General features: G+C 66.1%; 23 protein-coding genes and 2 pseudogenes. 15 read left to right on the forward strand and 10 right to left on the reverse strand.

The features are described from left to right. Positions 1 to 6: 6 nt before the first annotated feature. The 3 genes and pseudogenes from E3T42_RS01190 to E3T42_RS01200 form a co-directional block, all read left to right on the forward strand. A pseudogene (locus E3T42_RS01190) lies at positions 7 to 726 on the forward strand (ABC transporter permease); the annotation flags it as partial. Positions 727 to 733: 7 nt separating this feature from the next. Beyond that, positions 734 to 1,765, forward strand: coding sequence for a glycine betaine ABC transporter substrate-binding protein (locus E3T42_RS01195; protein ID WP_241975746.1), 1,032 nt, complete (start codon positions 734 to 736; stop codon positions 1,763 to 1,765). Between the two features lie 60 nt (positions 1,766 to 1,825). Beyond that, positions 1,826 to 2,542 carry a hypothetical protein gene (locus E3T42_RS01200; protein WP_134368047.1) on the forward strand — a complete coding sequence of 239 codons (717 nt, stop codon included), beginning with the start codon at positions 1,826 to 1,828 and terminating at the stop codon, positions 2,540 to 2,542. Here E3T42_RS01200 and E3T42_RS01205 read toward each other — a convergent pair. The 3 genes and pseudogenes from E3T42_RS01205 to E3T42_RS01215 all read right to left on the reverse strand — a co-directional run bounded on the left by E3T42_RS01205 (position 2,519) and on the right by E3T42_RS01215 (position 4,868). Beyond that, positions 2,519 to 3,448 carry a DMT family transporter gene (locus tag E3T42_RS01205; RefSeq protein ID WP_134402324.1) on the reverse strand — a complete coding sequence of 310 codons (930 nt, stop codon included), beginning with the start codon at positions 3,446 to 3,448 and terminating at the stop codon, positions 2,519 to 2,521. The genes E3T42_RS01200 and E3T42_RS01205 overlap by 24 nt on opposite strands. 69 nt (positions 3,449 to 3,517) lie before the next feature. Further along, positions 3,518 to 4,141, reverse strand: coding sequence for a LysE family transporter (locus E3T42_RS01210; protein WP_134368045.1), 624 nt, complete (start codon positions 4,139 to 4,141; stop codon positions 3,518 to 3,520). Between the two features lie 31 nt (positions 4,142 to 4,172). Further along, a pseudogene (locus E3T42_RS01215) lies at positions 4,173 to 4,868 on the reverse strand (DNA alkylation repair protein). 221 nt (positions 4,869 to 5,089) lie between these two features. Here E3T42_RS01215 and E3T42_RS01220 point away from each other — a divergent pair. The 3 genes from E3T42_RS01220 to E3T42_RS01230 all read left to right on the forward strand — a co-directional run bounded on the left by E3T42_RS01220 (position 5,090) and on the right by E3T42_RS01230 (position 7,886). Beyond that, complete coding sequence (locus tag E3T42_RS01220; protein WP_134368044.1) at positions 5,090 to 5,656, forward strand: PadR family transcriptional regulator; 567 nt, start codon at positions 5,090 to 5,092, stop codon at positions 5,654 to 5,656. A gap of 37 nt (positions 5,657 to 5,693) precedes the next feature. Then, positions 5,694 to 7,412, forward strand: coding sequence for an AarF/ABC1/UbiB kinase family protein (locus tag E3T42_RS01225; protein ID WP_134368043.1), 1,719 nt, complete (start codon positions 5,694 to 5,696; stop codon positions 7,410 to 7,412). A gap of 90 nt (positions 7,413 to 7,502) precedes the next feature. After that, positions 7,503 to 7,886 (forward strand): hypothetical protein, encoded by a 384-nt coding sequence (locus E3T42_RS01230; protein ID WP_134368042.1) that lies wholly within the window; start codon positions 7,503 to 7,505, stop codon positions 7,884 to 7,886. Between the two features lie 59 nt (positions 7,887 to 7,945). On the opposite strand, the gene E3T42_RS01235 is transcribed toward E3T42_RS01230, so the two are convergent. Continuing rightward, positions 7,946 to 8,863, reverse strand: coding sequence for a cation diffusion facilitator family transporter (locus E3T42_RS01235; protein ID WP_241975747.1), 918 nt, complete (start codon positions 8,861 to 8,863; stop codon positions 7,946 to 7,948). A 36-nt stretch (positions 8,864 to 8,899) separates the two neighbouring features. On the opposite strand from E3T42_RS01235, the gene E3T42_RS17120 reads away from it, so the two are divergent. Continuing rightward, on the forward strand, positions 8,900 to 9,064 hold the full coding sequence (locus tag E3T42_RS17120) for a hypothetical protein (protein ID WP_241975748.1): 165 nt from the start codon (positions 8,900 to 8,902) through the stop codon (positions 9,062 to 9,064). Here E3T42_RS17120 and E3T42_RS01240 read toward each other — a convergent pair. Further along, positions 9,034 to 9,399, reverse strand: a complete 366-nt coding sequence (locus tag E3T42_RS01240; RefSeq protein ID WP_166787164.1) for a metalloregulator ArsR/SmtB family transcription factor — start codon at positions 9,397 to 9,399, stop codon at positions 9,034 to 9,036. The two genes, E3T42_RS17120 and E3T42_RS01240, sit on opposite strands and share 31 nt — an antisense overlap. A gap of 181 nt (positions 9,400 to 9,580) precedes the next feature. On the opposite strand from E3T42_RS01240, the gene E3T42_RS01245 reads away from it, so the two are divergent. The 3 genes from E3T42_RS01245 (at position 9,581) to E3T42_RS01255 (ending at position 12,468) form a co-directional block, all read left to right on the forward strand. Then, positions 9,581 to 11,308 carry a bifunctional diguanylate cyclase/phosphodiesterase gene (locus E3T42_RS01245; protein ID WP_134368040.1) on the forward strand — a complete coding sequence of 576 codons (1,728 nt, stop codon included), beginning with the start codon at positions 9,581 to 9,583 and terminating at the stop codon, positions 11,306 to 11,308. A 78-nt stretch (positions 11,309 to 11,386) separates the two neighbouring features. Next, positions 11,387 to 11,599 (forward strand): three-helix bundle dimerization domain-containing protein, encoded by a 213-nt coding sequence (locus E3T42_RS17125; RefSeq protein WP_134368039.1) that lies wholly within the window; start codon positions 11,387 to 11,389, stop codon positions 11,597 to 11,599. Positions 11,600 to 11,658: 59 nt separating this feature from the next. Beyond that, entirely contained in the window at positions 11,659 to 12,468 is an 810-nt protein-coding gene (locus E3T42_RS01255; protein WP_134368038.1) for a DUF1206 domain-containing protein, read from the forward strand. On the opposite strand, the gene E3T42_RS17130 is transcribed toward E3T42_RS01255, so the two are convergent. Next, positions 12,465 to 13,928, reverse strand: coding sequence for a phosphatase PAP2 family protein (locus tag E3T42_RS17130; protein ID WP_241975749.1), 1,464 nt, complete (start codon positions 13,926 to 13,928; stop codon positions 12,465 to 12,467). The genes E3T42_RS01255 and E3T42_RS17130 overlap by 4 nt on opposite strands. Positions 13,929 to 14,202: 274 nt before the next feature. On the opposite strand from E3T42_RS17130, the gene E3T42_RS01270 reads away from it, so the two are divergent. From E3T42_RS01270 to E3T42_RS01280, 3 genes are read left to right on the forward strand one after another with little or no spacing between them, the layout of a single operon-like run. Then, the gene (locus E3T42_RS01270) at positions 14,203 to 14,964 is read left to right on the forward strand and encodes a histidine phosphatase family protein (protein ID WP_134368037.1); all 762 of its coding nucleotides are present in this window, start codon (positions 14,203 to 14,205) and stop codon (positions 14,962 to 14,964) included. Positions 14,965 to 14,973: 9 nt separating this feature from the next. Then, positions 14,974 to 15,528 (forward strand): DUF3090 family protein, encoded by a 555-nt coding sequence (locus tag E3T42_RS01275; protein WP_134402326.1) that lies wholly within the window; start codon positions 14,974 to 14,976, stop codon positions 15,526 to 15,528. A gap of 2 nt (positions 15,529 to 15,530) precedes the next feature. Then, a complete protein-coding gene (locus E3T42_RS01280) occupies positions 15,531 to 16,295 on the forward strand; it encodes an SCO1664 family protein (RefSeq protein WP_134368035.1) in 765 nt (254 codons plus the stop codon). Between the two features lie 12 nt (positions 16,296 to 16,307). Here E3T42_RS01280 and nrdG read toward each other — a convergent pair whose 3' ends face one another. Further along, positions 16,308 to 16,910, reverse strand: coding sequence for an anaerobic ribonucleoside-triphosphate reductase activating protein (gene nrdG, locus E3T42_RS01285; protein ID WP_134368034.1), 603 nt, complete (start codon positions 16,908 to 16,910; stop codon positions 16,308 to 16,310). Then, entirely contained in the window at positions 16,903 to 19,140 is a 2,238-nt protein-coding gene (gene nrdD, locus E3T42_RS01290) for an anaerobic ribonucleoside-triphosphate reductase (protein ID WP_134368033.1), read from the reverse strand. The genes nrdG and nrdD overlap by 8 nt, the downstream gene beginning before the upstream one ends. A gap of 198 nt (positions 19,141 to 19,338) precedes the next feature. On the opposite strand from nrdD, the gene E3T42_RS01295 reads away from it, so the two are divergent. Further along, the gene (locus tag E3T42_RS01295; protein ID WP_134402327.1) at positions 19,339 to 20,295 is read left to right on the forward strand and encodes a pseudouridine synthase; all 957 of its coding nucleotides are present in this window, start codon (positions 19,339 to 19,341) and stop codon (positions 20,293 to 20,295) included. On the opposite strand, the gene E3T42_RS01300 is transcribed toward E3T42_RS01295, so the two are convergent. Together E3T42_RS01300 and E3T42_RS01305 are read right to left on the reverse strand one after the other, a co-directional pair. Further along, a complete protein-coding gene (locus tag E3T42_RS01300) occupies positions 20,296 to 20,781 on the reverse strand; it encodes a class F sortase (RefSeq protein ID WP_166789036.1) in 486 nt (161 codons plus the stop codon). A gap of 196 nt (positions 20,782 to 20,977) precedes the next feature. Beyond that, positions 20,978 to 21,832, reverse strand: a complete 855-nt coding sequence (locus E3T42_RS01305; RefSeq protein WP_134368030.1) for a hypothetical protein — start codon at positions 21,830 to 21,832, stop codon at positions 20,978 to 20,980. A 140-nt stretch (positions 21,833 to 21,972) separates the two neighbouring features. On the opposite strand from E3T42_RS01305, the gene arfB reads away from it, so the two are divergent. Further along, a complete protein-coding gene (gene arfB / locus E3T42_RS01310; protein WP_134368029.1) occupies positions 21,973 to 22,395 on the forward strand; it encodes an alternative ribosome rescue aminoacyl-tRNA hydrolase ArfB in 423 nt (140 codons plus the stop codon). The last annotated feature ends 3 nt before the right edge of the window (positions 22,396 to 22,398 follow it).

The following is a 22,398-nucleotide window of genomic DNA, read 5'->3' on the forward strand; positions in this document are numbered from 1 at the left end:
CGCGCCGTGTGGCATTCCTGGCGGGGACTGGTCTACCAGCTGGCCGGCATCCTGCTCGCGTTCCTCACGCTCCTGATCTGGCTGCTGACGGCCAACCTCTCGCCGATCGAGCTCACCACCCTCGCCCCGGCCGCGCTCTGGGTCTACACCGTGGGGCACATCCAGCTCACCCTGCTCGCCGCGGTGATCGTGTTGGTCATCGCGATTCCTCTGGGGATCGCCCTGACCCGCAGGCCCCTGCGGTTTCTGACCGCTCCGGTGCTCGCGATCGCCAACGTCGGGCAGGCCGCCCCCGCGATCGGAGTCGTCGTGCTGCTCGCGTTCTGGGTCGGTTTCGGCTTCTGGGCCGCGACGTTGAGCCTCGTGCTCTACGCGGTGCTCCCCGTGCTGCGCAACACCATGGTCGGGCTGCAGCAGGTCGATGCCCGCCTGGTCGAGGCCGGACGTGGCATGGGCATGAGCTCCGCAGCCGTGCTGTTTCGCGTGGAACTCCCGCTCGCCGTTCCGGTCATGCTGTCGGGAGTGCGCACCGCCCTCGTTCTGTTGGTGGGCACCGCAGCCCTGGCCACGTTCGTCAACGGCGGTGGGCTCGGCATCCTCATCATCACGGGCGTCAATCTCAGCCTCACCCCCGTGCTCGTCACCGGAGCCCTGCTCGTGGCTCTCCTCGCCCTGCTCATCGACTGGGTCGGCCGCGTTGTCGAACACGTTGCCCGCCCGAAGGGGACTCTAGATGTACCGTTCCTCTCCTCGCGCCCGCCGCATGCCCCTCGGCCGCTGGGGTCTGGCAGCCGGTGTGCTCGCCCTGTCCGCCGTCGCCCTGACCGGCTGCGGCCTGAAACCGTCGACCTCGTACGTGCCCGCGGTTGGTCCCGGATCGATCACCCCGCTCGACGGTGCCGAGGGCGTCGAACTCACGGTCACGTCCAAGAGCTTCACGGAGCAGCTGCTGCTCGGCAAGATTGCGGTGCTCGCCGGGACCGCGGCGGGATTCGACGTCACCGACCTGAGCAATCTGCCCGGCAGCCAGCCGACCCGCGAACTAATCCTCTCCGGTCAGGCCGACGTGCTCTGGGAATACACCGGGACCGCGTGGCTGACCTACCTCGGTCAGGCCGAGGCGATCGCCGATCAGGGCGAAATGTGGCAGGCCGTGCACGACCGGGACATCGAGAACGGCCTCACCTGGGGCACGCCGGCACCCATGAACAACACTTTCGCCCTGGCTGTGCGCAGTGAGGCGGTCGCCGAGCTGGGCGGTATCACGACCATGTCCCAACTGGCGGCGTTGCCGGTCGAAGACCGCACGTTCTGCGTCGAGTCCGAATTCAACTCCCGGCCGGACGGAATGAATCCCATTCTCAAGCGCTACGGACTGGAACGCGGGGCCGCCGACGGCGTGCCCGACGGCAACATCGGCATCTATGACACCGGTGCGATCTACAGCGCGACCGACGACGACGACGGAGCCTGCAACTTCGGCGAGGTCTTCACGACGGACGGCCGCCTCGACGCACTCGACCTCGTCGTTCTGACCGACGACCTCGCGTTTTTCCCTGCATACAACGTGGCGCCGGTCTTCTTCACTGAGACGATCGAGGCCAACCCCGGCCTGGAGGAGATCTTCGCCGAGATTTCACCCCGGCTCACCGACGAGGTGCTGCGCGGCCTGAACCGACAGATCGACGTCGACGGCGCGGAACCCGCCGATGTGGCCTACGCCTGGATGGTCGAGGAGGGTTTCTTCACCGACCCGACCGAGTAGGCTCGAGTGTTCCGGAACCGGAGCGTGACAGCACGCAGAACATCGTCGAAAGGCTCAAGCATGAGCGAGCAACCGAGCTTCCGAGTCCGACGTCTGGGGAAGCAGCATCGGGCAGCGTTTGTCGCGTTGCTCGTTGAGCACCCGCAGGCCGACATCGATGACGCACCCGAGATCTACTTCGACGACACTGTCGAGCTTCAGGGTGTGTCCGAGGCATTCGCCCTGGTCGCCGAAACCGATGACGGCCGGCTTCTCGGCGCCATCGTCACCGAACCCGACAGCTATGTTGACGAAGACCAGCTCGACGAAGACTCCACCGACGAGGACATTGACGATGCGATAGTGCTCGACCACGGCACCGCCGTCGTCGAGCTGCTGATCACCGGTGGATCCGCGGAGGTGTGCCGGGAGCTTCTCAACACTCTCGCGCCGGCCCTCACCACCCGTGGTTTCGCTCAGGTGCATGCCAGCGTCCCGCCGGACCTCGCCGACGTGTTCCGAGGTCAAGGCTGGGTTGTCCTGCCAGAGAACACGGGCATCGCGTGGATGGGCATGGACGACTCGGACGATCAGGTGCGCGACTATGAAGCGATCCCGCGCAGCTCGCTGTCCGCGTTCCTCATGATCGACCCCAACGTGTACATGTCCTGGTCGTACGAAGCACCCGAGGACCCCGAAGATGACGACCTGCGGCAGGAAAGCATCGCCACGGGCATGGAGGAGTTCGCAGCCCGGGTCGCGGCAGAAGCACCCTCAGACGGCCCCTCCGGGAGCTGAGCTCCGGCGGGACAGCTGGAACACCCCGAAGACAGCAACCGCTCCCGCGAGAACGAAGACGACGCCGGCCCACCAGGGGGCGGCGGTGGCTTCACCGAGAACGACGATGCCGATGGTGACTCCGACCATCGGGTCGATCACGGTCAGGCCGGCGACGACCAGCTCCGGCGGTCCGCTCGAGTAGGCGGTCTGCACGAGGTACGTGCCGGCCAACGCCGTGACAATGATCCCGACGAGGGCGACGATCGTGAGTCCGTCTCCCGGCTCGAGTTGGAACCCGTGCAAGACGATGGTTTGGACGCGGGCGATGACGACCTTGGCCAGGGTCGCGACGAAACCGAAGAGAACGCCGCCGGCGAGGATGTAGAACACCGTCGGCGACCGCTTCCGGAGGAAGACGAAGCCAACGGCAAGGATCGCGAGCACGAAGGCCAGGATGATCAGCACGATGACCAGCTGCTCTGTCTGGATGGGCACGGATGTTGTCGTCACGGCGGCCACCCCGACGAACACCGCGATCCCGCCGACGCACAACAAGATCGCTCGGATCGCCCTCCGGGTGAGTCGGGTCCGGGTCAACCGGGCGTTGAGGACGGCGGTGATGACGAGTGCCAGGGCGCCCAGCGGCTGCACGACAGTCAGCGGGGCAAGAAACAGACTGATGAGCTGCAGGACAATCGCGATGCCCAGCATCAGGGTTCCGAGCAACCAGGAGGGGCGGCGGGCCAGGGCCAGCAGCTGCCCGATGCCGAGGCCGGTCTTCGCACTGTAGTGGCTGGCAGCGTCGACTTTGTTCACGCCGCGGTGCTGGAACTCTGCACCGAACGCCAGGAACACGGAGCCGACGAGCGCAACGGGGATGCCAAGCGCCTGAAGCGGCGACAACGTGACGAATCCGCTTTCCATGCTCCTAAACCTACTCGCCGGGCGTCATCACCGACCTCGTTCCTTCGGTCGGTGATGAGTCCCAGGCCCTCAGCGGATGACCGCGAGCAGCACTCCGACGCCCACGAAGAGCACGCCGAAGGTGCGGTTCAGCACGCGCTGACCGTGAGCGTCGCGGGTGAATCGCTGGAACGAACGCGCTGTGCCGGCGAAGAAGAACCACATCACCAGAACGTCGATCGCGACGACGGTGGCGGCGACGATCAGATACTGGGTCGGCATCGGCCGGTCGACCCGGATGAACTGGGGCAGGAACGCCAGGAAGAACACAATCGCCTTGGGGTTCAGAATGTTCACCCACAGTCCGCGCTGGAACATCGACCAGCGGGGCTCGTCGCGGAGGGCACTGGCACGCCCGGCATCGAGTTCCGGTTTGGCCAGGAACTGACGGATGCCGAGGTAGACGAGGTAGGCGGCCCCGGCGTAGCGAATGACGTTGAAGGCGACCGGGGAACTGGCCACGAGCAGGCCGACACCGAGTGCCACGATCACGATGTGGATGAGCAGCGCGGCCTGCTGGCCGAGGATTCCCCAGATCGAGCGGCGGAAGCCGGCGTTCAGGGCGTTGCTCATGGTGTTTATCGCCCCCGCGCCCGGCGTGAAACTGATCAGGGTGCCCGCGCCGACAAGGGCCAACCACAGAGAGAACTGCATCGGACCATCCTAGTTTCGTTCCGTTTGCTCCTCAGCCCTGCCGTTGATCGCGCTGTCGGCTCACCATCTCGGTGATCCAGATGGGTGCGAACGGAGAAGTGCAGTTCGGGGGAGTCGGGTAGTCCTTCAGCACCTCCAGGCGCTGGCCGATATCGATGGCACGAGCTCGATACCCGGCATGCTCGATTCCTATCTGGGCCAGGCAATGGTTCATCGCCCACTGCAGGCGACCCGGGGCATCCTTCATCTCCGTCTCGATGTGGTCGAGCAGCCCCGCAAGGTCGAGGCCCTCGGGCTTCTTCGCCACCCGATCGGTGGTCAGGGCCCAGCCGGCACTCGCGACCGTCGGGTCCGGATCGGCGAATCAGGTCACGCGCAGTTCCTCGGCGTGCGGGTTCTTCTTCACCACATAGTTCACGAGCCAGTCCTGCACCTTGGGAGTGCTCGACTGCCGCGACATTACGGTCAACTCATCCCGCTCGAACGCCACCGGACGGCAAATCAGGATCGCCAACAGTCGGGCTGCCGTGTCCGAGGTCTCCCACAGTTGGCAGGCAAGCTCCTGTTGGGTCCTCAGCCGTTTGGCTAGCGCGCGCAGCTTGCTGCGGTTCACCCCGTGGTCGTCGCCGTGCCTGGCGCTCACCTCGCGAGACCGCGGGTCCTCCAACGCTGCCAGCTCGGCCAGTACCTCGGCCACCGTCGTCCCGGCTGTCGTCGTCTGGGCCAACTCAGTCTCCCGTCCATCGCATGTGTGATTCAGCCTATGACGCGGATGCGGCCTGCGGCAGGCTGGTCAAAAAATGACCCCCCCCAGTGTGTCGGGTGAATGAGGGCACAGGAGCTTCCCAGACGATCGAATGAATATGGGAACATTGTTTCGTCATCTGTCTGGGCGATATATCGTTAGGTATCGTCGAGCCGGATGGCGTCGGCGCTGAGGAGGACATCATGAGCGGTTCATTTATGGGCGACGGGTTCAAGGGGCGCCGCGGCGGCAGCGGCGAGGGCTGGCCGACCGGCGTGTGGGAAGCGATGGAGCAACTTCGCGGACAGTTCGACCGCAAGGTCGGGCCCAGGATGGGGCGCGGCGACGTGCGTGCGGCGGTGCTGGCGCTGCTCGCCGAGCAGCCGATGCACGGCTACCAGATCATCCACGAGATCGATGAACGCAGCAACGGGGCCTGGAAGCCGAGCCCCGGCTCGGTGTATCCCACGCTTCAGCTGCTGGCCGACGAGGGGCTCATCGGCGCGGAGGAGTCCAACGGTCGCAAGACGTACTCGCTCACGGACGAGGGGCGAGGGGTAGCGGATGCCGCGGCCGATCAGCCGGCGCCCTGGGAAACCCAGGGTGCTCGGGATAGCGGTCGGGCGGGCGCACTGCCCAAGGCCGGCATCGACCTCGCTCAGGCCGCCGCCCAGGTCGGGCGCTCCGGCAACCCGGAGCACGTGAAGCAGGCCGTCGCCGTTCTGGAAGAAGCGCGTCGTAAGCTCTACCTGATCCTCGCCCAGGACTGACCGAGTGCCCACAGCACGTCGGCATCAAGGAGATTAGATGACCGACGTCGGGAACATGCGCGCCCGCACCCGCCGGATCCTGATTTTCGCCGCCCGCTATCTGGTGCAGACCTGGTGGTACGAATTGTTCCTCCCACGGGTCGGACTCGCGCGGGTAGCCGCCCGCAACAGGTCGGCCCGCCTTCAGCGCATTGCGCAGCGCTTCCACGTGCTCGCCGTCGACCTGGGCGGCCTCATGATCAAGGTCGGCCAGTTCATGTCGTCCCGCCTCGACGTGCTCCCGCCGGAGATCACCAAAGAGCTGGAGGGCCTGCAGGACGAGGTTCCGCCGGTGCCGTTCCCGGCGATCCGGGCCCTCGCCGAAGCCGAGCTGGGTGTGACGCTCGAGCGGGCGTTCTCCTTCATCGATCCGACCCCGCTGGCCGCGGCATCTCTCGGCCAGGTGCACCGCGCCCGGCTGTCGCAATTGGATGCGGCCGACACAGGCCTGCTCGACGTCGTCGTCAAGATTCAGCGGCCCGGCATCGGCACGATCGTCGATGTCGACCTCAGTGCTCTCCGCCGGGTCGCCCGCTGGCTCAGCCACATCCGTCTCGTCTCCGACCGCGTCGACATGCCGGCCCTGGTCGAGGAGTTCGCGTTCACGAGCCTCGAGGAGATCGACTATCTGCACGAGGCCGCGAGCGCCGAGCGGTTTGCTCAGGACTTCGCGGAGGATGCCCGGGTCAGCGTTCCCGACCTGGTGTGGGAGCGCACCACCCGGCGCGTGCTGACCCTGCAGGATGTGACCGCCATCAAAATCAACGATGTCGACGGGTTGAGGGCGGCCGGCATCGACCCGTCCGAAGTCGCCACCGACTTCGCGGCCGTCATGTTTGACCAGCTCTTCGTGCACGGCTACTTCCACGCCGACCCGCACCCCGGCAACATCTTCGTCACGCCGCTGGTCGGCGCAGGTGTCGGGGGAGCGGGGGCAGCGGACGGCCGCCGGGCGTGGAAGTTCACCTTCATCGACTTCGGGATGATGGGGGATGTGCCCGATGCCCTGCGTCAGGGTCTGCGCAAGCTGCTGATCGCCGCCGCGTCACGCGACGGCAAGGGGATGGTGGACGGCATCCGTGGGGTGGGTGTACTCCTGCCCTCCGCCGACACCGCCGAACTCGAACGGGCGATGACGAAGCTGTTCGCCCGGTTCGGCGGGATGGGTTTCGCCGAGCTGCAGGACGTCGACCCGCGCGAGTTTCGCGCCTTCGCCCTCGAGTTCGGTGATGTGGTGCGCTCGCTGCCGTTTCAGCTTCCGGAGAACTTTCTCCTCATCGTGCGGGCGATGTCGCTGACCTCGGGAATGTGCAGTTCGCTCGACCCCGCCTTCAATATCTGGAACTCGGTCGAGCCGTATTCAGCCCAGCTGATCCGGGCCGAGGGCGGAAACCTGGTGCAGGGGGTCGCGAAGCAGGCGATGTCGGTTGCGGGCACCATTGCTCGGTTGCCCCAGCGGCTCGACACCCTCGCGACGCGGTTCGAGGAGGGCACCGTCTCGGTGCAGACCCCTCGGATCGAGCGTCGCCTGGGCAGTCTCGAGCGAACCGGACGGCAGATCATCTCGGCTGTCCTCTTCGCCGCCCTGCTGATCGGCGGCGTCCTGCTCCGTGCCGACGATGTCGTGTTCGGAACGGTGCTGATGGCCGTTTCCTTGCTCCCGCTGCTGCACGCCCTCTTCGCAGGGATGCTGGCGCGGCGCGGCCCTCTGCCCTAGGAATCTTCGCCCGCCACGGATGCCACGCTGCGCTACGATCCAGGCACAGTGGCCGGGTCCCGCCCGGGCCGCGCGGGCATGGAGCACGCGATGTCTCGTCACTATCGGAATATCAGCGTTGTTCAGGCGTCGCAGGGAGCGACCGCGAAGACGGAGTTCCAGCAGAGGCTCGCGGCCTACGCATCCTGCGACTCGGTCCAGGAAATCCGCGTGTATGCCGGCAGGAGGGCGGGCTCAGGCACAGTGGTCGCCCAATTGCCCAACGTCGTCGATTCCCCGCAGTCCTTCTCCGTCTCGCAACTGAGCGACACCGAGCCTCGGGCCGACAAGGTTTGGGTCGGGGGCAGCAAGGGTGGCATCGACGTGATCTACACGCAGGACGTGTCCGGCGACAGCGCCCCGACCCTGGACGCCGCGGCCGCCGCCGCCGAGGGCGCTGCGGTCGTCAACGCGGTCCTCGCGAAGATCCCGTAGCCCACGGGTGCTGCCAGGCGCTCCCGAGGACGTCAGTGAGCGGAAATCGACCGGATGGCCTACCGTCCCAACGTCGGCGGCTCCGGGGCGACGGTTTGGATCGTAAAGTGATCGAGATTCGGCAATGCCCGCTGAACCTGACGCTCGGCGTCGGCGGCCACCAGTTCTGCCACGGACAGTGAAGTGTCGGCGACGACGATTCGTGCCTCACCGCGAAGTCGGTGCCCGACCCATCTCAACCGGACGGTGGAAACGTCCAGGACCCCCGGGCTGTGGGCCAGCGCCGACCGCGCCCGGTCCACGAGCTCCGGTTCGATCCCGTCCATGAGGCGCCGACCGATGCTCCGCACCGTTCCCCACAGCAAAACGATGATCGCCGCGGAGATCAGGAGACCGACGAGCGGGTCGGCCAACGGGAATCCCAGCATGACGCCGACCGCGCCGGCGACCACTGCAAGCGAAGTGAAGCCGTCCATCCGTGCGTGAACGCCGTCAGCGACGAGGGCCGCCGATCCGATTTTCTGGCCGACCCGGATTCGATAGATCGCCACCAGCTCGTTGCCGGCGAAACCGATCAGGCCGGCGGCGATCACCCAGCCCAGGTTGTGCAGCGGCTGAGGGTTGAAGAACCGGTCAATCGACTGCCAGGCCGCCACGACGGCAGACAGGGCGACGACACCGACGATGAAGAGCCCGGCGAGGTCCTCGGCCCGCCCATAACCGTAGGTGTACCGGCGGGTCGCGATGCGCCGGCCGAGGATGAACGCGATCCACAGGGGAATCGCGGTCAGGGCGTCGGAGAAATTGTGGATGGTATCGGCGAGCAGGGCCACCGAGCCGCTGACGAGTACGACCGCGAACTGCAGGATGGTGGTTGCGAGGAGGATCAGCAGGCTGATTTTGACCGCACGGATGCCCTGGGTGCTGGCCTCCAACGCGTCATCGATCGAGTCGGCGGCATCGTGGCTGTGCGGCACGAACAGGCCATAGAAGAACCCCTTGACCCCGGTCGGGTGCGCGTGGGAATGGCCGTCGCCATGATCGTGATCGTGATCGCGTCCATGATCGTGCTCGTGCTCGTGCTCGTGATCGTGCGTGTGGGCGTGGCCGGGAAGACCGTCTGCGGGGGAGTGCACGTGTGGGGCGCTCATGCGCTGGCCTCATTCCGGGTGTGGTGATGGCGCGGAGTGCCGCCGAGGGAGTGCTCCGCCTGAAAGATCGCATCCGACACGAGTTGACTCGCATGCTCGTTTTCCAGGCGGTAGAACACCCGGGTCCCTTCATGGCGCGTGGTCACCATGCGAGCCAGACGCAGCTTGGCCAGGTGTTGGGAGACGGCCGCCGGTGACTTGTCGACTGCCTCCGCCAGCTGATTCACGGATAGCTCCCCGTCTCGCAGGGCAAGAATGATCCGCACCCTGCTCGCATCGGCCAGCATGCCGAACACTTCAACGGCCAGCTCGACGAACTGGCTGTCGGGTGTGCGGCCACACACGTGAGAATCTGCATCCATACGCAGATTATTGCACAGACGGTTTGCCGAACTCCTTGTGGCGGCGCGGCCTGGGGTCCCGGAGACGTTCAGACTTCCGGTTCTGCTGTCGGCTGTGACGAGAGATGACAGGCGGCTGAACAGCCGGCAAACTTCGGCGGGTTGAGTTGGGCCGGAGGTCGCGATCGGATACTGATGAAGGATGAGCACCATTCTTGACGCCGTTCTCGACCCTGCGGGCCGGGTCGACCGGGTCGTGTGTTTGGCGGACCTGGCCACCAGCGTCGAACAGGTGTCCGCCACAACGCCGATGACGGAGATCGACCGGGTATTTCGAGCGGACCAGCAGCTTCGTTCGCTCGTTGTGCAGGAAGGCGGAGCATACTTCCTGTTGACACGTGAACAGGTGGAGTTCACCCTGACCGGACGGCTGGGGTACGGTCGCGGCCTGCATGCCCGCTCGACGGCCATCCAGATGGTGTCTGAGAATTCCTTCGCGCTTCCCGGTCGGATGATCCTGGCGAACGCGGCCCAGCGCATCCTGGAGCTGCCCGAGGGCAACCGGTACCGGGACGTGCTCGTCCTGACCGACGACGGTCCACGAGTCGTGTCGGTGTCACAGATTTTCGAACGGCTATCCGCGGATTTTCGCTACGCGTCGCTGCACGATTCCCTGACCGGTCTGCCCAACCGTCGGCACTTGGAAGAGAGTGGTGCCGCGGCGATCGGGGGTACCGGGGATATGGCCCGCGTTGCGGTTCTCTATATCGACCTCGACGGTTTCAAGGCCATCAACGACACATTCGGTCACCAGGCCGGGGATGAGATCCTGATCGGTTTCGCTGAACGGCTGCGCCACATTGTCCGCCCCACCGATGTCCTGGCCCGCCAGGGCGGCGACGAATTCGCGGTGTTGTTGATCGACGTGGATGAAGGAGAGCTCCTCGCCATCGCGGATCTGGTCGTGCTCGGCGCGTCGGTCCCGTTCGTCTGCGACGGCCATCTTCTGCACGTGACCGCGTCCGTCGGCGTCGCGATGGCCGGCGATGTCGCAGCGGAACGAGAGCTGACCCAGCTTGACGCGCTGCTCCGCCACGCGGACGGGGCCATGCTCAAGGCCAAGCAGTCCGGCAAACGCCAGGTTGCCCGTCTTGACGGGCACGGTGAGGCCGCGCCGATCGTGCGGAATGCCCTCATCCGAAGGCGACTGCCGGAGGCGTTCGAGACCCGCGCGTTCAGTTTGCGCTACCAGCCGCAGATGGATCTGGCCAGTGGCGACTGCTCGGCGGTGGAGGCGCTGCTGCGCTGGACCGACCCGGTTCTGGGCGCGGTGTCGCCCGCGGAATTCATTCCGATCATGGAACTGTCCGGCGACATCCACCGGATCGGAGAAAGGGTCATCAACGAGGTGTGCGCCCAGGCCAGGCGCTGGCTGGATTCGGGAACCCCGCGCCGTATCGCCGTCAACGTGTCTCCGCTCCAACTCGCGGCCCGAACCATCGTCCCTGAACTGGTCGAGGCACTCCACAGGCACGGCGTTCCCGCGTACCTCATCCAGGTCGAAATCACAGAGGGCGCGGCGATCACCGACCTGCCGCGGGCGGTCGGTCAACTCCAACAGCTCCGGGATGCGGGGATCAGCATTGCCCTGGACGACTATGGCACCGGCTTCTCCTCCCTGTCCCTGCTGCGCAGCCTGCCCCTGACCACGGTCAAGATCGACAAGACCTTTATCGACAACATCGATTCGGCGCCCTCCGACGCCCTGCTCGTGGGCGGGATCATCGACACCGCCCACGCCCTCGGCCTCAAGGTCACTGCGGAAGGTGTCGAACGGGAAAGCCAACGCCGGCTCCTGCGGGATCTGGGTTGTGACACGGTGCAGGGCTACCTCATTTCCCGGCCTGTCGCCCCGAAGGATCTTTCGTAACCGCGGCTGGAACAATCGGGCCGGCCACCCGCGGCGCAGCGGATTGACGATCGGGCCGTTCGGCAGGACTATGGCCTCGTGAGCACTGATGAGGAACTGAGGGCCATCGCGAAGGTGGTCGATCGACTGGCCGAGAGATTCCCTCACATTCCACGGTCGAGCATCGAGCGAGCGGTCCTCGAAGAGCACAAAGCCCTGGATGGGCGGCCGGTCAGAGAGTATGTTCCTGTGCTGGTTGAACGTGGTGCCAAGGGGCGCCTGCGTGGTCACGGCGCGGCAACGACGTCATAGAATCAAGCGCCCACGACCTGCTCCGGGGGAGTGACGGAGGTCTGTCCTAAGCTGAGCCCATGATCAGTGATTCAGCGGCCAAAGTCGCCCGTACGGCCAAGCGCAGCGACAGTCTGCAGATCCTGGCCCGGCTGGGCTTCGCCGTGAACGGTTTGTTGCACCTTCTCATCGCCGGGCTCGCCATCGCCATTGCGGTCGGCGGAGGTGGCACCGCCGATCAGTCCGGTGCGTTCGGGCAGCTGGCGGCGAGCCCGGGCGGGGTCTTTGTGCTGTGGGCCGTCGTGGTCGGCCTGTTCGCCCTCGGGTTGTGGCTGCTCCTGGGCGCGTTCCTGATTCAGGGAGCCGATCCCAAGCGCAAATGGTCGCACCGAGTGGTCGAAACGAGTAAGGCGACGGTTTACCTCGTTCTCGCGGGGACGGCTGCCACGTTCGCGCTCGGAGGAACGACGAATTCGGCCGGCAGCACCCGTGACACCAGTGCCCGTCTCATGTCGGCCCCGGGCGGTGTGTTCGTGCTGCTGGCTGTGGCTCTGGTCGTGCTCGCCATCGGCGGCTACTTCGTGCGCAAGGGTGCGCTCAAGAAATTCACCGCGGACATCTCGGTGCCGAGCGGCCCCGCCGGATCGGCCATCATCGCTCTGGGGATGGTGGGCTACATCGCCAAGGGCATCGCGCTGGGTGTGATGGCGGTTCTGATCGGTGTCGCCGCGCTCACGCTGGACCCGAGCAAGTCGACCGGCCTCGACGGGGCGCTGAAAAGCCTGGCCGCGCTGCCGTCCGGCGAGATCATCCTGACGGCGATCGCCATCGGGCTCATCGCCTACGGGGCGTACTGTTTCGGTCGGGCGTGGCGCGCCCGGCTCTACTAGACGCCCCTCGTCTCCTCTTTCGTCTCCTCTTTAGTCTCCTCTTTCGTGCCCTCGAGACCTCGCGTCTCCTCGGGAACGCGCGCGGTGCGCCAGGTGTCGAAGGCGATCACGCCGCCGACAATGATCAGGGACAGCGAAACGGATGCCAGCGCATCCGTGGCCCAGTGGTAACCCAGATAGACGCGGCTGACGGCCGCGGCAACGATGCAGACCACGGCGAAGCCGAACCCGGCGACCGTTCCACGGATGCTCGCGCGACGTGAGAAGACGAGGTAGGCCGTGAGCAGCACGAAGTCTGTCGCGCCGAGGACGTGCCCGGACGGGAAGGAGAACGAGGGATCGGGGCCGAAGAGCATGAGTTCCGTCGGCGGACGGTGGCGGTTGACCGAATGCCCGATGATCTGGCCCAGCACGACGCCGACCAGCATGGCCGCAGCCAGGATCACGGGTCGCCGCGCGTGCTTGCCGATGACACCCCAGGCGAGCGTCAGGACGAGCAGGGTGATCGGTAGCGCGATGGGCCCGAAGAGAATGGCCAGACCGATCATGACCGACGTCAGAGCGGGCGAGCGCCACGTGGCCAGCCACGCCTGCACTGGTTCGTCGATGACGGTCAAGCCGTTTTTGTTCAGCACGGACAGGAGGATGACCGTGAAGAACACGGCACCGAGGCCGGCCAGTACGATCGAGGTCAGGTAGAGCCGGCGGCGGGAGGCGGCTTCGAGCATCCGTGGTTCGACCATGAGCTTGTCGTGAAGGACCGACCAGGAGAACCGTCCGGGTGGCCGGCTTCTGGCGAGCTCGTGCTCACCGTCGAGTTTCGCGGCCAGTGGCGCCCAGATGACGACGGCGACGCCGATTCCGAGCAGCAGCGCACCGATGGTGTCGGTGAGCCAGTGCGCACCCAGGTAGGTGCGGCTCATCATCATGACGATCGTGTATACCGAACCGGCCACCCAGACCCAGACCCGCGGAAAGAGGATGCCCAGAACCACGGCCATGGTCGCGGCGTTGGCGACGTGCCCGGAGGGGAACGATCCGAAATCGAGGTTCGTCATCAGGTTCTCCGGGCGGGCCCGACCGAAGAGATTCTTGAGCAGCTGCACGACTCCACCGGTCACCACCGTTGCGGCGAGAAAGTAACCGGCGGCCCAGGGGCGTTTCGCCAGCAGCAGGGCGACGGCGATCACAACGGGCAGGATGATGATCGCGACCAGTCCGCCGCCCAGGGTGTCCATCGCCAGGGCGAGGGTTTGCCAGATGGGCGCCCGATTCTCGATCAGCTCTTTCATCCACTCGGTGTCGATGGAGAGGGGCAGGCCCTGGTCGCGCACCACGATGAGAGCGCCGAGGATGAAGGCCAGTCCGAGGGCCATCAGCCCGCTCACCAGCGGCCACCAGTGCGTGACGCGCTTGGCGCGCGGCTTCGCTGCAACTTCTGGGTTCATCTGCGCGTCCATCAGGCAATGCTAGAGGGTCCGGCGCGATCGAAAGACGAGCGGTGCAGGGCGATCCGTGCCCTAACCAATTCGACGGAGATTTTGCCCAAAACGGGCTGCAACAGGCCTGAACGGGCGTTTTTCCGCAAAATCTCCGTCGAATTGGTTCCGTCGAATTGGTTCGACGCGCTTGGGACAGGAGCTGTCGCAGACGGGTGGAGGCCGGGCCCCGGGCGTCGGACTGGCCCAGTGGCTGAGAGGGAGTCTGCCCTGAACCAATGCCTAGGCTGTACCCATGGCCACAGTCATCCTCGTGCGGCACGGACGCACCACCGCGAATGCCGACGGAATGTTAGCCGGACGCGCCCCCGGCGTCAGGCTCGACCAGATCGGGCAGGAACAGGCAGCCCTCACGGGCCAGCGCCTGGCGGCGGTGAACCTGGTCGGCGTGGTCTCCAGCCCCCTCGAGCGCTGCCGGCAGACCTCGCAACTGATCCTCGACCACCAGGCCGGCTCGCTGGTGGGGCCCATCACGTCGGCAACGCCGGGCTCGGAGGGCTCGCCTCGCTCGCCGGGCACCCTGGTGGAGGAGGAGGGCATCACCGAGTGCGACTACGGAGAATGGCAGGGCCGGGCCCTCGGCGATCTCGCCAAGGAGGCGCTGTGGTCGGTGGTGCAGACCCAGCCGTCCGCCGCCGTGTTCCCCGGCGGCGAGTCGCTGGCCGCCATGCAGGCCAGGTCGGTCGCCACGATCCGCCGTCACGACGCGGCGTTCGAGGCTCAGCACGGCCCGGGTGCGGTGTGGGTGGCGGTGAGCCACGGCGACATCATCAAGTCCGTTCTGGCCGACGCCCTCGGCATGCATCTTGACCTGTTCCAGCGCATCAACGTCGGTCCGGCATCCGTGTCGATCGTTCGATACGGCGTCAATCGCCCGAGTGTGCACGCCATCAACACCGACGCCGGCGACCTCTCCTGGCTCGGCGCAGCCACCCCCTCGGCCGACGCGCAGGTCGGTGGCGGAGCCGGTCAGGCGCCGCACACATCCGGCCCCTAAAATACCCACATGCCAACTATCGTCCATGAGTTCGCCTGGCCGGATCGGGTCGTCGTCGGCACCGTCGGCCTCCCCGGGTCACGCAGGTTCTACCTGCAGGCGCGCACCGGGGCTCACCTGATCAGCATCGGCCTGGACAAGCAACACGCGGCTGTGCTCGCGGATGCCGTCGATGAGATGCTCGACGAGTTGCGGGCCCGCGAGGGCAATCCGTTCGGCATCCCGACCGACACTCCGATCGAGCTCGTCGACAACGAGCCGCTGGAGCAGCCCCTCACGGAAGAATTCACAACCGGCGCGATGAGCCTGGTCTGGGACCCCTCCACCGTGCAGATCGTGATCGAGGCGCACCAGGCCCCGGGTGAGATCGAGAGCTTCGCCGAAATCCTGACCGGCCCCAAGGAGCCGCAGGGATTGCTGTTGGTACGGATGCCTGTCGGCACCGCCCGGGCATTCGCGAAGCGCACGCACGAGGTGGTCGGGGCCGGTCGTCCCCTCTGCCCGCTCTGCGGCAGCCCCATCGACCCGGACGGGCACGTCTGCACCTTCCCCGACGGCCCCTGACGATGGCTGCCGACTTCGCCGACGGCGAGCTCGAACTCACCGGCCGCATCACGACGGCCTCGAACGCGACCTTTCTCGGCAGCATCGGCGGCGTGGTAGTGGTCTACAAGCCGATCGCCGGGGAGCATCCCCTGTGGGATTTCCCGGACGGCAACCTGGCCGGCCGGGAGGTCGCGGCCTACCGGGTCTCGCAGGCCTTCGACTGGAACGTCGTGCCCCGCACCTGGCTGCGGGGCGGCCCGATGGGCCCCGGGATGGTGCAGCTGTGGCAGGAGCCGGATCCCGAACAGGATGCCGTCGATCTGGTCCCGTGGGAAGCCGCCCCGGCCCCGGGCTGGCGCCGGGTCTTCGACGGCCGGGACGAGCACAATCGGGCGGTGACGCTGATCCATGAAGACTCGGCCGCGCTGCGACGGATGGCCGTGTTCGACATCGTCGTGAACAACGCCGATCGCAAGGGAGACCACATCCTCGCCATGCCGGGCGGGCACCGGCACGGCGTCGACCACGGACTCACGTTCCACGCCGACCACAAGCTGCGCACCGTGCTCTGGGGCTGGCTGGGCGAAGAGCTCAGCGCCGACGAACTCGCCGGCATCGACCGGGTCACGTCCCGGCTGACCGGCGAGCTCGGCGACACCCTCGCCGAGCTGCTCAGCGACGTCGAGATCGCCGCCCTGGCCGCGCGCTGCGATCGGCTCCGCACTGAGGGCCGGTTCCCGGCACCGCGGGGCGACATGCCCGCGGTGCCCTGGCCACTGTTCTGACTTCCAGAACTTCTAGATCAGGTTGCGTTTCTCGATCTGTTCATAGCTGCTGGTCGCATCCTTTAGTTCGCCCCACAGCGTCACCTGGCCACTGGCGAGGGAAGCCTTGACGTCGATGATCCGCTGGTTGCTGCTGCCCCGGAACTGCAGGCCCGGGTCGCGCTTGCCCAGTTCGAACCGGCCGTCGACCAGAACGTCGATCGCGCCGAGCAGGGCGAGCTTGTCCGCACTTTCCAGCAGCAGCTCTTCGAACGTGTAGCCGGTCCAGCACCACACGTCCTTCGACGAGCCGAGTTCCCGGCGAACCCGGTCGAGGAGCGACAGGCACACCCCGGTGTTGAGGAACGGCTCGCCGCCGAGCAGGGTGAGGCCCTGCACATACTCCTGGCCGAGGTCTGCCAGGATCTGGTCCTCGAGTTCACCGGTGTACGGCTGTCCGTAGCGAAAACTCCAGGTGGCCTCGTTGAAGCAGCCCTCACAGGCGAACAGGCACCCGGACAGGTACAGGCTGCACCGCACCCCCTCGCCGTCGACGAAGACGAAGGGTTTGTAGTCGCCGACGTGCTGCTGGCTCAGCTTCTCCGACAGCCACTCGCCGGGCTGGGGGTTACGCATCCGCGGCCACGGATGCGGCGGCATCCGCCCCACGGATGCCGGTGGCGCCGGCCATGTGCTTGACCCGGGAGGTGATCTCCGTGTGCCGGCCGTGCACCATCGGGCGGGCCTGCGGGTTGCCGAGGTAGCCGCAGGTGCGCTTGACGACGTCGCAGGTCATCGGGTCGGCGTTTCCGCACTCGGGGCATTCGAATCCGCGCTCGGTGGCGTCGAAGTCGCCCGAGAAACCACAGGCGTAACAGTGGTCGATCGGGGTGTTGGTGCCCAGGTAGCCGACCCGATCGTAGGAGTAGTCCCACACGGCCTCGAGTGCCTTGGGGTTCTGCTGCAGGATCGGGTACTCGCAGTAGTGGATGAACCCGCCGGAGGAATACGTCGGGTAGATCTTCTCGAAGTCCAGCTTCTCGAACGGCGTCGGGTTCTTGCGCACGTCGTAGTGGAAGCTGTTGGTGTAGTAGTCCTTGTCGGTGATGTTCGGCACGGAGCCGAATTTCTCGGTGTCGAGTCGGCAGAACCGGTCGGTCAGACTCTCGCTCGGCGTCGAGTACACACTGAACTGGTAGCCGTACTCGTTGCTCCACGCAGTGGTGCGCTCGTGCAGCGTGCGCAGGATGTCGATGGTGAAGTCACGGGCTTCGGTGTTGGTTTCCCAGTCGCCGCCGTAGAAGGACGCGGCCACCTCGTAGAGGCCGATGTAGCCGAGGGACACCGTGGCCCGCTTGTTCTTGAAGAGGGTGTCGACCGGCTGGCCGGCCGACAGGTGCTGGCCGAAGGCGCCGTAGACGTAAAGAATCGGGGCGTTCTGCGGGGTCGCTTCCTTGCACCGCTCGATTCGAAAGAGCAGAGCGTCGCGCGCCGTGCTCACCCGCTCGGCGAGAATGCTCCAGAACTTTCCCTTGTCGCCGGCGGCCTCAAGGGCGATCCGGGGCAGATTGAGCGTCACGACTCCGAGGTTCATCCGGCCTTCGGAGACGTCGTTGCCGTCCTCGTCGGTCCAGCCCTGCAGGAACGAGCGGCAGCCCATCGGCACCTTGAAGCTGCCGGTGAGTTCGACGATCTTGTCGTAGTTGAGGATGTCCGGGTACATGCGCTTGGTGGAACACTCCAGCGCCAGCTGCTTGATGTCGTAGTTCGGGTCGGCCGGTTCGAGGTTGAGGCCCCGCTTGACGGTGAAGATCAGCTTCGGGAAGATCGCCGTGCGCTTTTCGCTGCCCAGCCCCTCGATCCGGATCTGCAGGATCGCCTTCTGGATCTCGCGCTCGAACCAGCTGGTGCCGAGGCCGAAGCCGAGGGAAGTGAACGGTGTCTGCCCGTTCGAGGTGAACAGGGTGTTGATCTCGTACTCGAGGCTCTGCATCGCGTCGTAGATGTCCTTGAGGGTCTTCTCCTCGGCGTACGGCTGGTGCTGCGACTCGTCCGTTATCCACTTCCGGGCGTCGGCCAGGTGCTTCTCGAGGTTCTTCTCGGCGTAGGGGGCGAGCACCTCGTCGATGCGGTTGCCGGAGCATCCGCCGTACTGGGTCGATGAGACGTTAGCGATGATCTGGGAGATTTGGGCCGTGGCCGTCTGAACCGACCGGGGCGGATCGACGTCGGCGTTGCCGATCCGGAAGCCCTGACTCAGCATGGTCTTGAAGTCGATGAGGCAGCAGTTCGTCATCGGCGCATAGGGGTGGTAGTCGAGGTCGTGGTAGTGCAGGTCGCCCTTCTGGTGGGCGTTCGCGACGTGCGGGGGCAGCATTTTCAGGCCGATGGCCTTGCCCACGGCTCCGGCGGTCAGGTCGCGCTGGGTGTTGAAGACGTCGCTGTCCTTGTTGGCGTTCTCGTTGACGACCGATTGGTCTTTGCTGATCAGTTTGACGATCGAGTGGTTGATGTCGGTGGCTTTGCTGCGTGCGAAGTCCCGCTGGATGCGGTAATTAATGTATGCCTCGGCTGCGTCGTATTCCTTGCTGTCCAGCAGGGCATGTTCCACGATGTTCTGCACCTCGTAGATTTTTATGTCCACCGCGAAGCGGGAGGCTATCTCGCGATTGACGCGAGCGACCAGATCACGGATGGTGCGGTGCGTGAGCGGGGTCAGCTCACCGTTGACCTCCGTGAAGCTCTTGGCGAGTGCCGCGTAGATGCGGGCGTCATCGAAGGCGAGCCGGCGTCCATCCCGTTTGGCCACCATGAGCGTGCTCGGAGTGTTCCCCGTCGGGACGGTTCCTGCGCCGGGGTTTTCCATTTTCAACACTCTGTGCCATCTCCTTGGGGTCAGCACCCACGACAATCGGGCGGGGGGTTGAGCCGGGCGAAGGAACCATATGTAGTGGTTGGGGTGTGATATCCATACTACCTGTAGGGGTTGGCGGCGATTCGCTTCGGCTCGCCGCGGCCGCCACCGAGTTGGTGAGACGGATACCGGGCGACGTACGATCAGTGAATGCCCCCGCCCTCACCGTTGCCGCAACGCCACGGGCTCGATGCCGCCTGGGTGAGCACGCCCGATCGGGACCGCGCCCGGCCGCATCCGTGGCCGACCATGGGCGCCTGGTTGCTCGAGCGTCTCGCCGAGTTCGTCGATGTCGCCGCTTTTCTGGCCGGGGAGCGCTTCGCCTATCAGTCGGGCGAGCCGGTCGTCGGGAGCGACCCCTACCAGCCCCATACCTTCGTCTGGTTTCATCGCGACCTCGCCGATGAGGCCTTCGTGCCCGGTATCATCCACGTAGTCCATCGGGACGCCCGACTCGTCGTGATCGACAAGCCGGCCTTTCTGTCGACGATTCCGCGTGGTCGGCACGTCCTGCAGAGTGTGGTGGTGCGCCTGCGCGCCGAGTTGGGGCTGCCCGAGCTCTCGCCGTTGCATCGCCTGGACCGGGTGACGTCGGGCCTTCTGGTCCTTGCGACCGAGCGACGGTGGCGCGGGGCGTATCAAACGATGTTCCAACGCGGCGAGGTCGGCAAGACGTATCGTGCGCTGGCCCCCCTGCGGCCGGAACTTGATCTCCCCGTCACCGTCCGCAACCACCTCGCCACCAGGCGAGGCCACTGGCAGGCCGAGGTGACCGACGATCCGGCCAACGCCGAGTCGCTGATCGAGCTGGAGACCGTCCTGCAGGGCGGTGTGCAGTACGGCGTGCAGGACATCGGCGTCTATCGGCTGACGCCGCGCACCGGCCGCACCCATCAGCTGCGGATGCACATGCTGGGCCTGGGGATCCCGATCATCGATGACCCGGTGTACCCCGTCGTTCAGGATGTCGCGATCGACGATTTCACCCGGCCGCTGCAGCTCCTGGCGAGTGAGGTGACGTTCACCGATCCCATCGACGGGGAGCTGCGCCGGTTCGAGAGCGTGCGAACACTTCCGTTGCCTGCCGAGGCCGCGCGGGCCGAGTGATCAGCAACCGACGTTTGTCTTGTCCTGGTCCAGTTGCAGCACCGCGACGATGTTCTGCACGGTGGCGGAGTTCGGGTCGTAGCCCACGGGGCGGTAGCAGCTGACGAGAACCAGACGGTTGGGGATGGCGTCGGTGAGTTCGTCGTTGTTCTTGTACTGCGCTTTGTCCAGCTTGAGGGACTTCTGCTCGACGTAGCATAGCCTCCCGTTTGCCGTGTCGATGCTCGCGACGGCTCCGGGACGCAGATCCTTCAGGTCGTTGAAGACCGCGGTGTCAACCCAGGAGTGTCCGTACAGGTAGACCGTATTGGTCGAGTCCGTGCCGGCCAGACCGCCGGCAATGGTCGTGTCCCAGGCGATGGTGGTGAGTTCGGTCGGATCGAAGCCGCCACGGCTGTCGATCATCGACTGCGTGTATTTGGAGACGGCTCCGTCGATCCCGATCGAGGGGAGCGTGAGACGCAGCGGCACGGATGCGTTGATCACGACATCAGGCGCAGGTGTAGCCGAGGGAACGTCCGGGGCAACGGGCAGGGGCGCGGCCGGTGTCGCCGGTGTGACGCGGTGAATCGAGGGTGTCGGCAGGGCCGTCGGGGCTGTCTCCGGGCCGGTCGGGTGGAGAAGGATCCACCCGACCGACATCACTAAGAGAAGCGCCGCTACTCCGCCGAGCAGCGCCGGTTTAGCGACGGGCACCAATCCGGCGTGCGGCGAAGGCTGCGGTCAGCAGCCCGGCCAGCAGCAGCGCTCCGGCCCCGAGGAAGACGGGGGAGTCGTTACCGCCGGCTGAGACGTGCGTGAAGCCGTCGGTCTTGGAGTCGTGCAGTTTGTTCTTGGCGACCGGCGACGCCTTCGGTGTGGGCGTCGTCGAGGAGGCAAGGCTGATGTTCTTCAGCGAGGCGGCGCAGGTGACGACGGATCCGCCGCCGTTGGCCGTGTTGTTGCACTGGTTGATCGAGACCGGCAGCTGCGCGCTCATGGTCGAGGGGGTCACCGTGCAGGTGACGCGATCGGAAGCGCCGCCGCCGTTCACTGATCCGTTGCACTGGGTGATCGTCGCGCCGGATACGTTGGCGGGGAACGGGTCGCAGTTCAGGGTCGGCGCGGTGCCTTCCGCCCCGGATCCGTTGCACTGGTTGACGGTTGCGCCGGTGACGCCCGTGGACGCCGCCCCGGTGATGTTGTTGGTGACGTCTACGTTGCAGATGACGCTGGCGCCGCCGCCGTTCGCGGCATAGTTGCACTGGCTGACCGATGTGGTGAGCGCGTCATAGCTCTTCGTCGAGGTCGTGCAGGTCGGCTCCGTGTTCGCGGGGCCGTGGCATTCCTTGACGGTGACGGTGGAATTGGCCACTCCGGTGGCGACATTGAGGTTGTTGACCACGGTCACGTCGCAGTTCAGGCCCAGACCGGGGGTGTTGTCCACATTGTTGCACTGGGCGATCGTCTCCGCAGCCGACGCGGGTCCGCCGGAGGGGGCGAACGTCAGGCCCAGAACCGAGAGGAGGAGCGCCGCGGCGAGGACGGAAACTCTCATCATCGGCGTGCTGAAACGAGAAGCGCCGATGGGCGCGGGGTTAGTCAAAGCCGTGTTCACAGCACTCCTCAAATAGGGGGAAAGGCTACCATGCGGCCTCCCCTCAGGCCGAATGCCGCAGATCGTGCGACGCTGGGTGCATGGACCTGGAGGTAACGCCCGCGTTGACCGTTCCCGAGCGCGAACTCGGCTGGCGGTTCTCGCGGTCCTCCGGTCCGGGCGGTCAGCACGTCAACACGTCCGACAGCCGGGTCGAGCTTTTCTGGAACGTCGCCGAGTCGGCGGCGCTCTCCGATGAACAGCGGATGCTGCTGCTCTCCCGCCTCGCCAAACGTCTCGTCGACGGGGTGATCACCGTGACAGCGTCGGAGCGGCGCTCCCAGTTGCGCAATCGAGAAATCGCCCGGGCCAAGCTCGCCGACCTCGTGGCCGGATGCCTGGCTCCCGCCGCGGCGCCCCGCCGGCCGACGAAACCCACCCGGGGTTCGGGCCGTCGGCACCTCGCCGCGAAGCAGCAGCGGTCGGCAACCAAACGTCAACGCCAGCGGCCGACCGCCGAGTAGCCG

The sequence above is a fragment of the Cryobacterium sp. TMT4-10 genome, from assembly GCF_004403275.1.
Lineage (GTDB): Bacteria > Actinomycetota > Actinomycetes > Actinomycetales > Microbacteriaceae > Cryobacterium > Cryobacterium shii.

What these genes read in the sequence shown, in the direction of transcription:
- E3T42_RS01195 (WP_241975746.1), top strand. Translation starts at nt 734, where the DNA reads ATGTACCGTTCCTCTCCTCGCGCCCGCCGCATGCCCCTCGGCCGCTGG.
- E3T42_RS01200 (WP_134368047.1), top strand. Translation starts at nt 1,826, where the DNA reads ATGAGCGAGCAACCGAGCTTCCGAGTCCGACGTCTGGGGAAGCAGCAT.
- E3T42_RS01205 (WP_134402324.1), bottom strand. Translation starts at nt 3,448, where the DNA reads ATGGAAAGCGGATTCGTCACGTTGTCGCCGCTTCAGGCGCTTGGCATC.
- E3T42_RS01210 (WP_134368045.1), bottom strand. Translation starts at nt 4,141, where the DNA reads ATGCAGTTCTCTCTGTGGTTGGCCCTTGTCGGCGCGGGCACCCTGATC.
- E3T42_RS01220 (WP_134368044.1), top strand. Translation starts at nt 5,090, where the DNA reads ATGAGCGGTTCATTTATGGGCGACGGGTTCAAGGGGCGCCGCGGCGGC.
- E3T42_RS01225 (WP_134368043.1), top strand. Translation starts at nt 5,694, where the DNA reads ATGACCGACGTCGGGAACATGCGCGCCCGCACCCGCCGGATCCTGATT.
- E3T42_RS01230 (WP_134368042.1), top strand. Translation starts at nt 7,503, where the DNA reads ATGTCTCGTCACTATCGGAATATCAGCGTTGTTCAGGCGTCGCAGGGA.
- E3T42_RS01240 (WP_166787164.1), bottom strand. Translation starts at nt 9,399, where the DNA reads ATGGATGCAGATTCTCACGTGTGTGGCCGCACACCCGACAGCCAGTTC.
- E3T42_RS01245 (WP_134368040.1), top strand. Translation starts at nt 9,581, where the DNA reads ATGAGCACCATTCTTGACGCCGTTCTCGACCCTGCGGGCCGGGTCGAC.
- E3T42_RS01255 (WP_134368038.1), top strand. Translation starts at nt 11,659, where the DNA reads ATGATCAGTGATTCAGCGGCCAAAGTCGCCCGTACGGCCAAGCGCAGC.
- E3T42_RS17130 (WP_241975749.1), bottom strand. Translation starts at nt 13,928, where the DNA reads ATGGACGCGCAGATGAACCCAGAAGTTGCAGCGAAGCCGCGCGCCAAG.
- E3T42_RS01270 (WP_134368037.1), top strand. Translation starts at nt 14,203, where the DNA reads ATGGCCACAGTCATCCTCGTGCGGCACGGACGCACCACCGCGAATGCC.
- E3T42_RS01275 (WP_134402326.1), top strand. Translation starts at nt 14,974, where the DNA reads ATGCCAACTATCGTCCATGAGTTCGCCTGGCCGGATCGGGTCGTCGTC.
- E3T42_RS01280 (WP_134368035.1), top strand. Translation starts at nt 15,531, where the DNA reads ATGGCTGCCGACTTCGCCGACGGCGAGCTCGAACTCACCGGCCGCATC.
- nrdG (WP_134368034.1), bottom strand. Translation starts at nt 16,910, where the DNA reads ATGCGTAACCCCCAGCCCGGCGAGTGGCTGTCGGAGAAGCTGAGCCAG.
- nrdD (WP_134368033.1), bottom strand. Translation starts at nt 19,140, where the DNA reads ATGGAAAACCCCGGCGCAGGAACCGTCCCGACGGGGAACACTCCGAGC.
- E3T42_RS01295 (WP_134402327.1), top strand. Translation starts at nt 19,339, where the DNA reads ATGCCCCCGCCCTCACCGTTGCCGCAACGCCACGGGCTCGATGCCGCC.
- E3T42_RS01305 (WP_134368030.1), bottom strand. Translation starts at nt 21,832, where the DNA reads ATGAGAGTTTCCGTCCTCGCCGCGGCGCTCCTCCTCTCGGTTCTGGGC.
- arfB (WP_134368029.1), top strand. Translation starts at nt 21,973, where the DNA reads ATGGACCTGGAGGTAACGCCCGCGTTGACCGTTCCCGAGCGCGAACTC.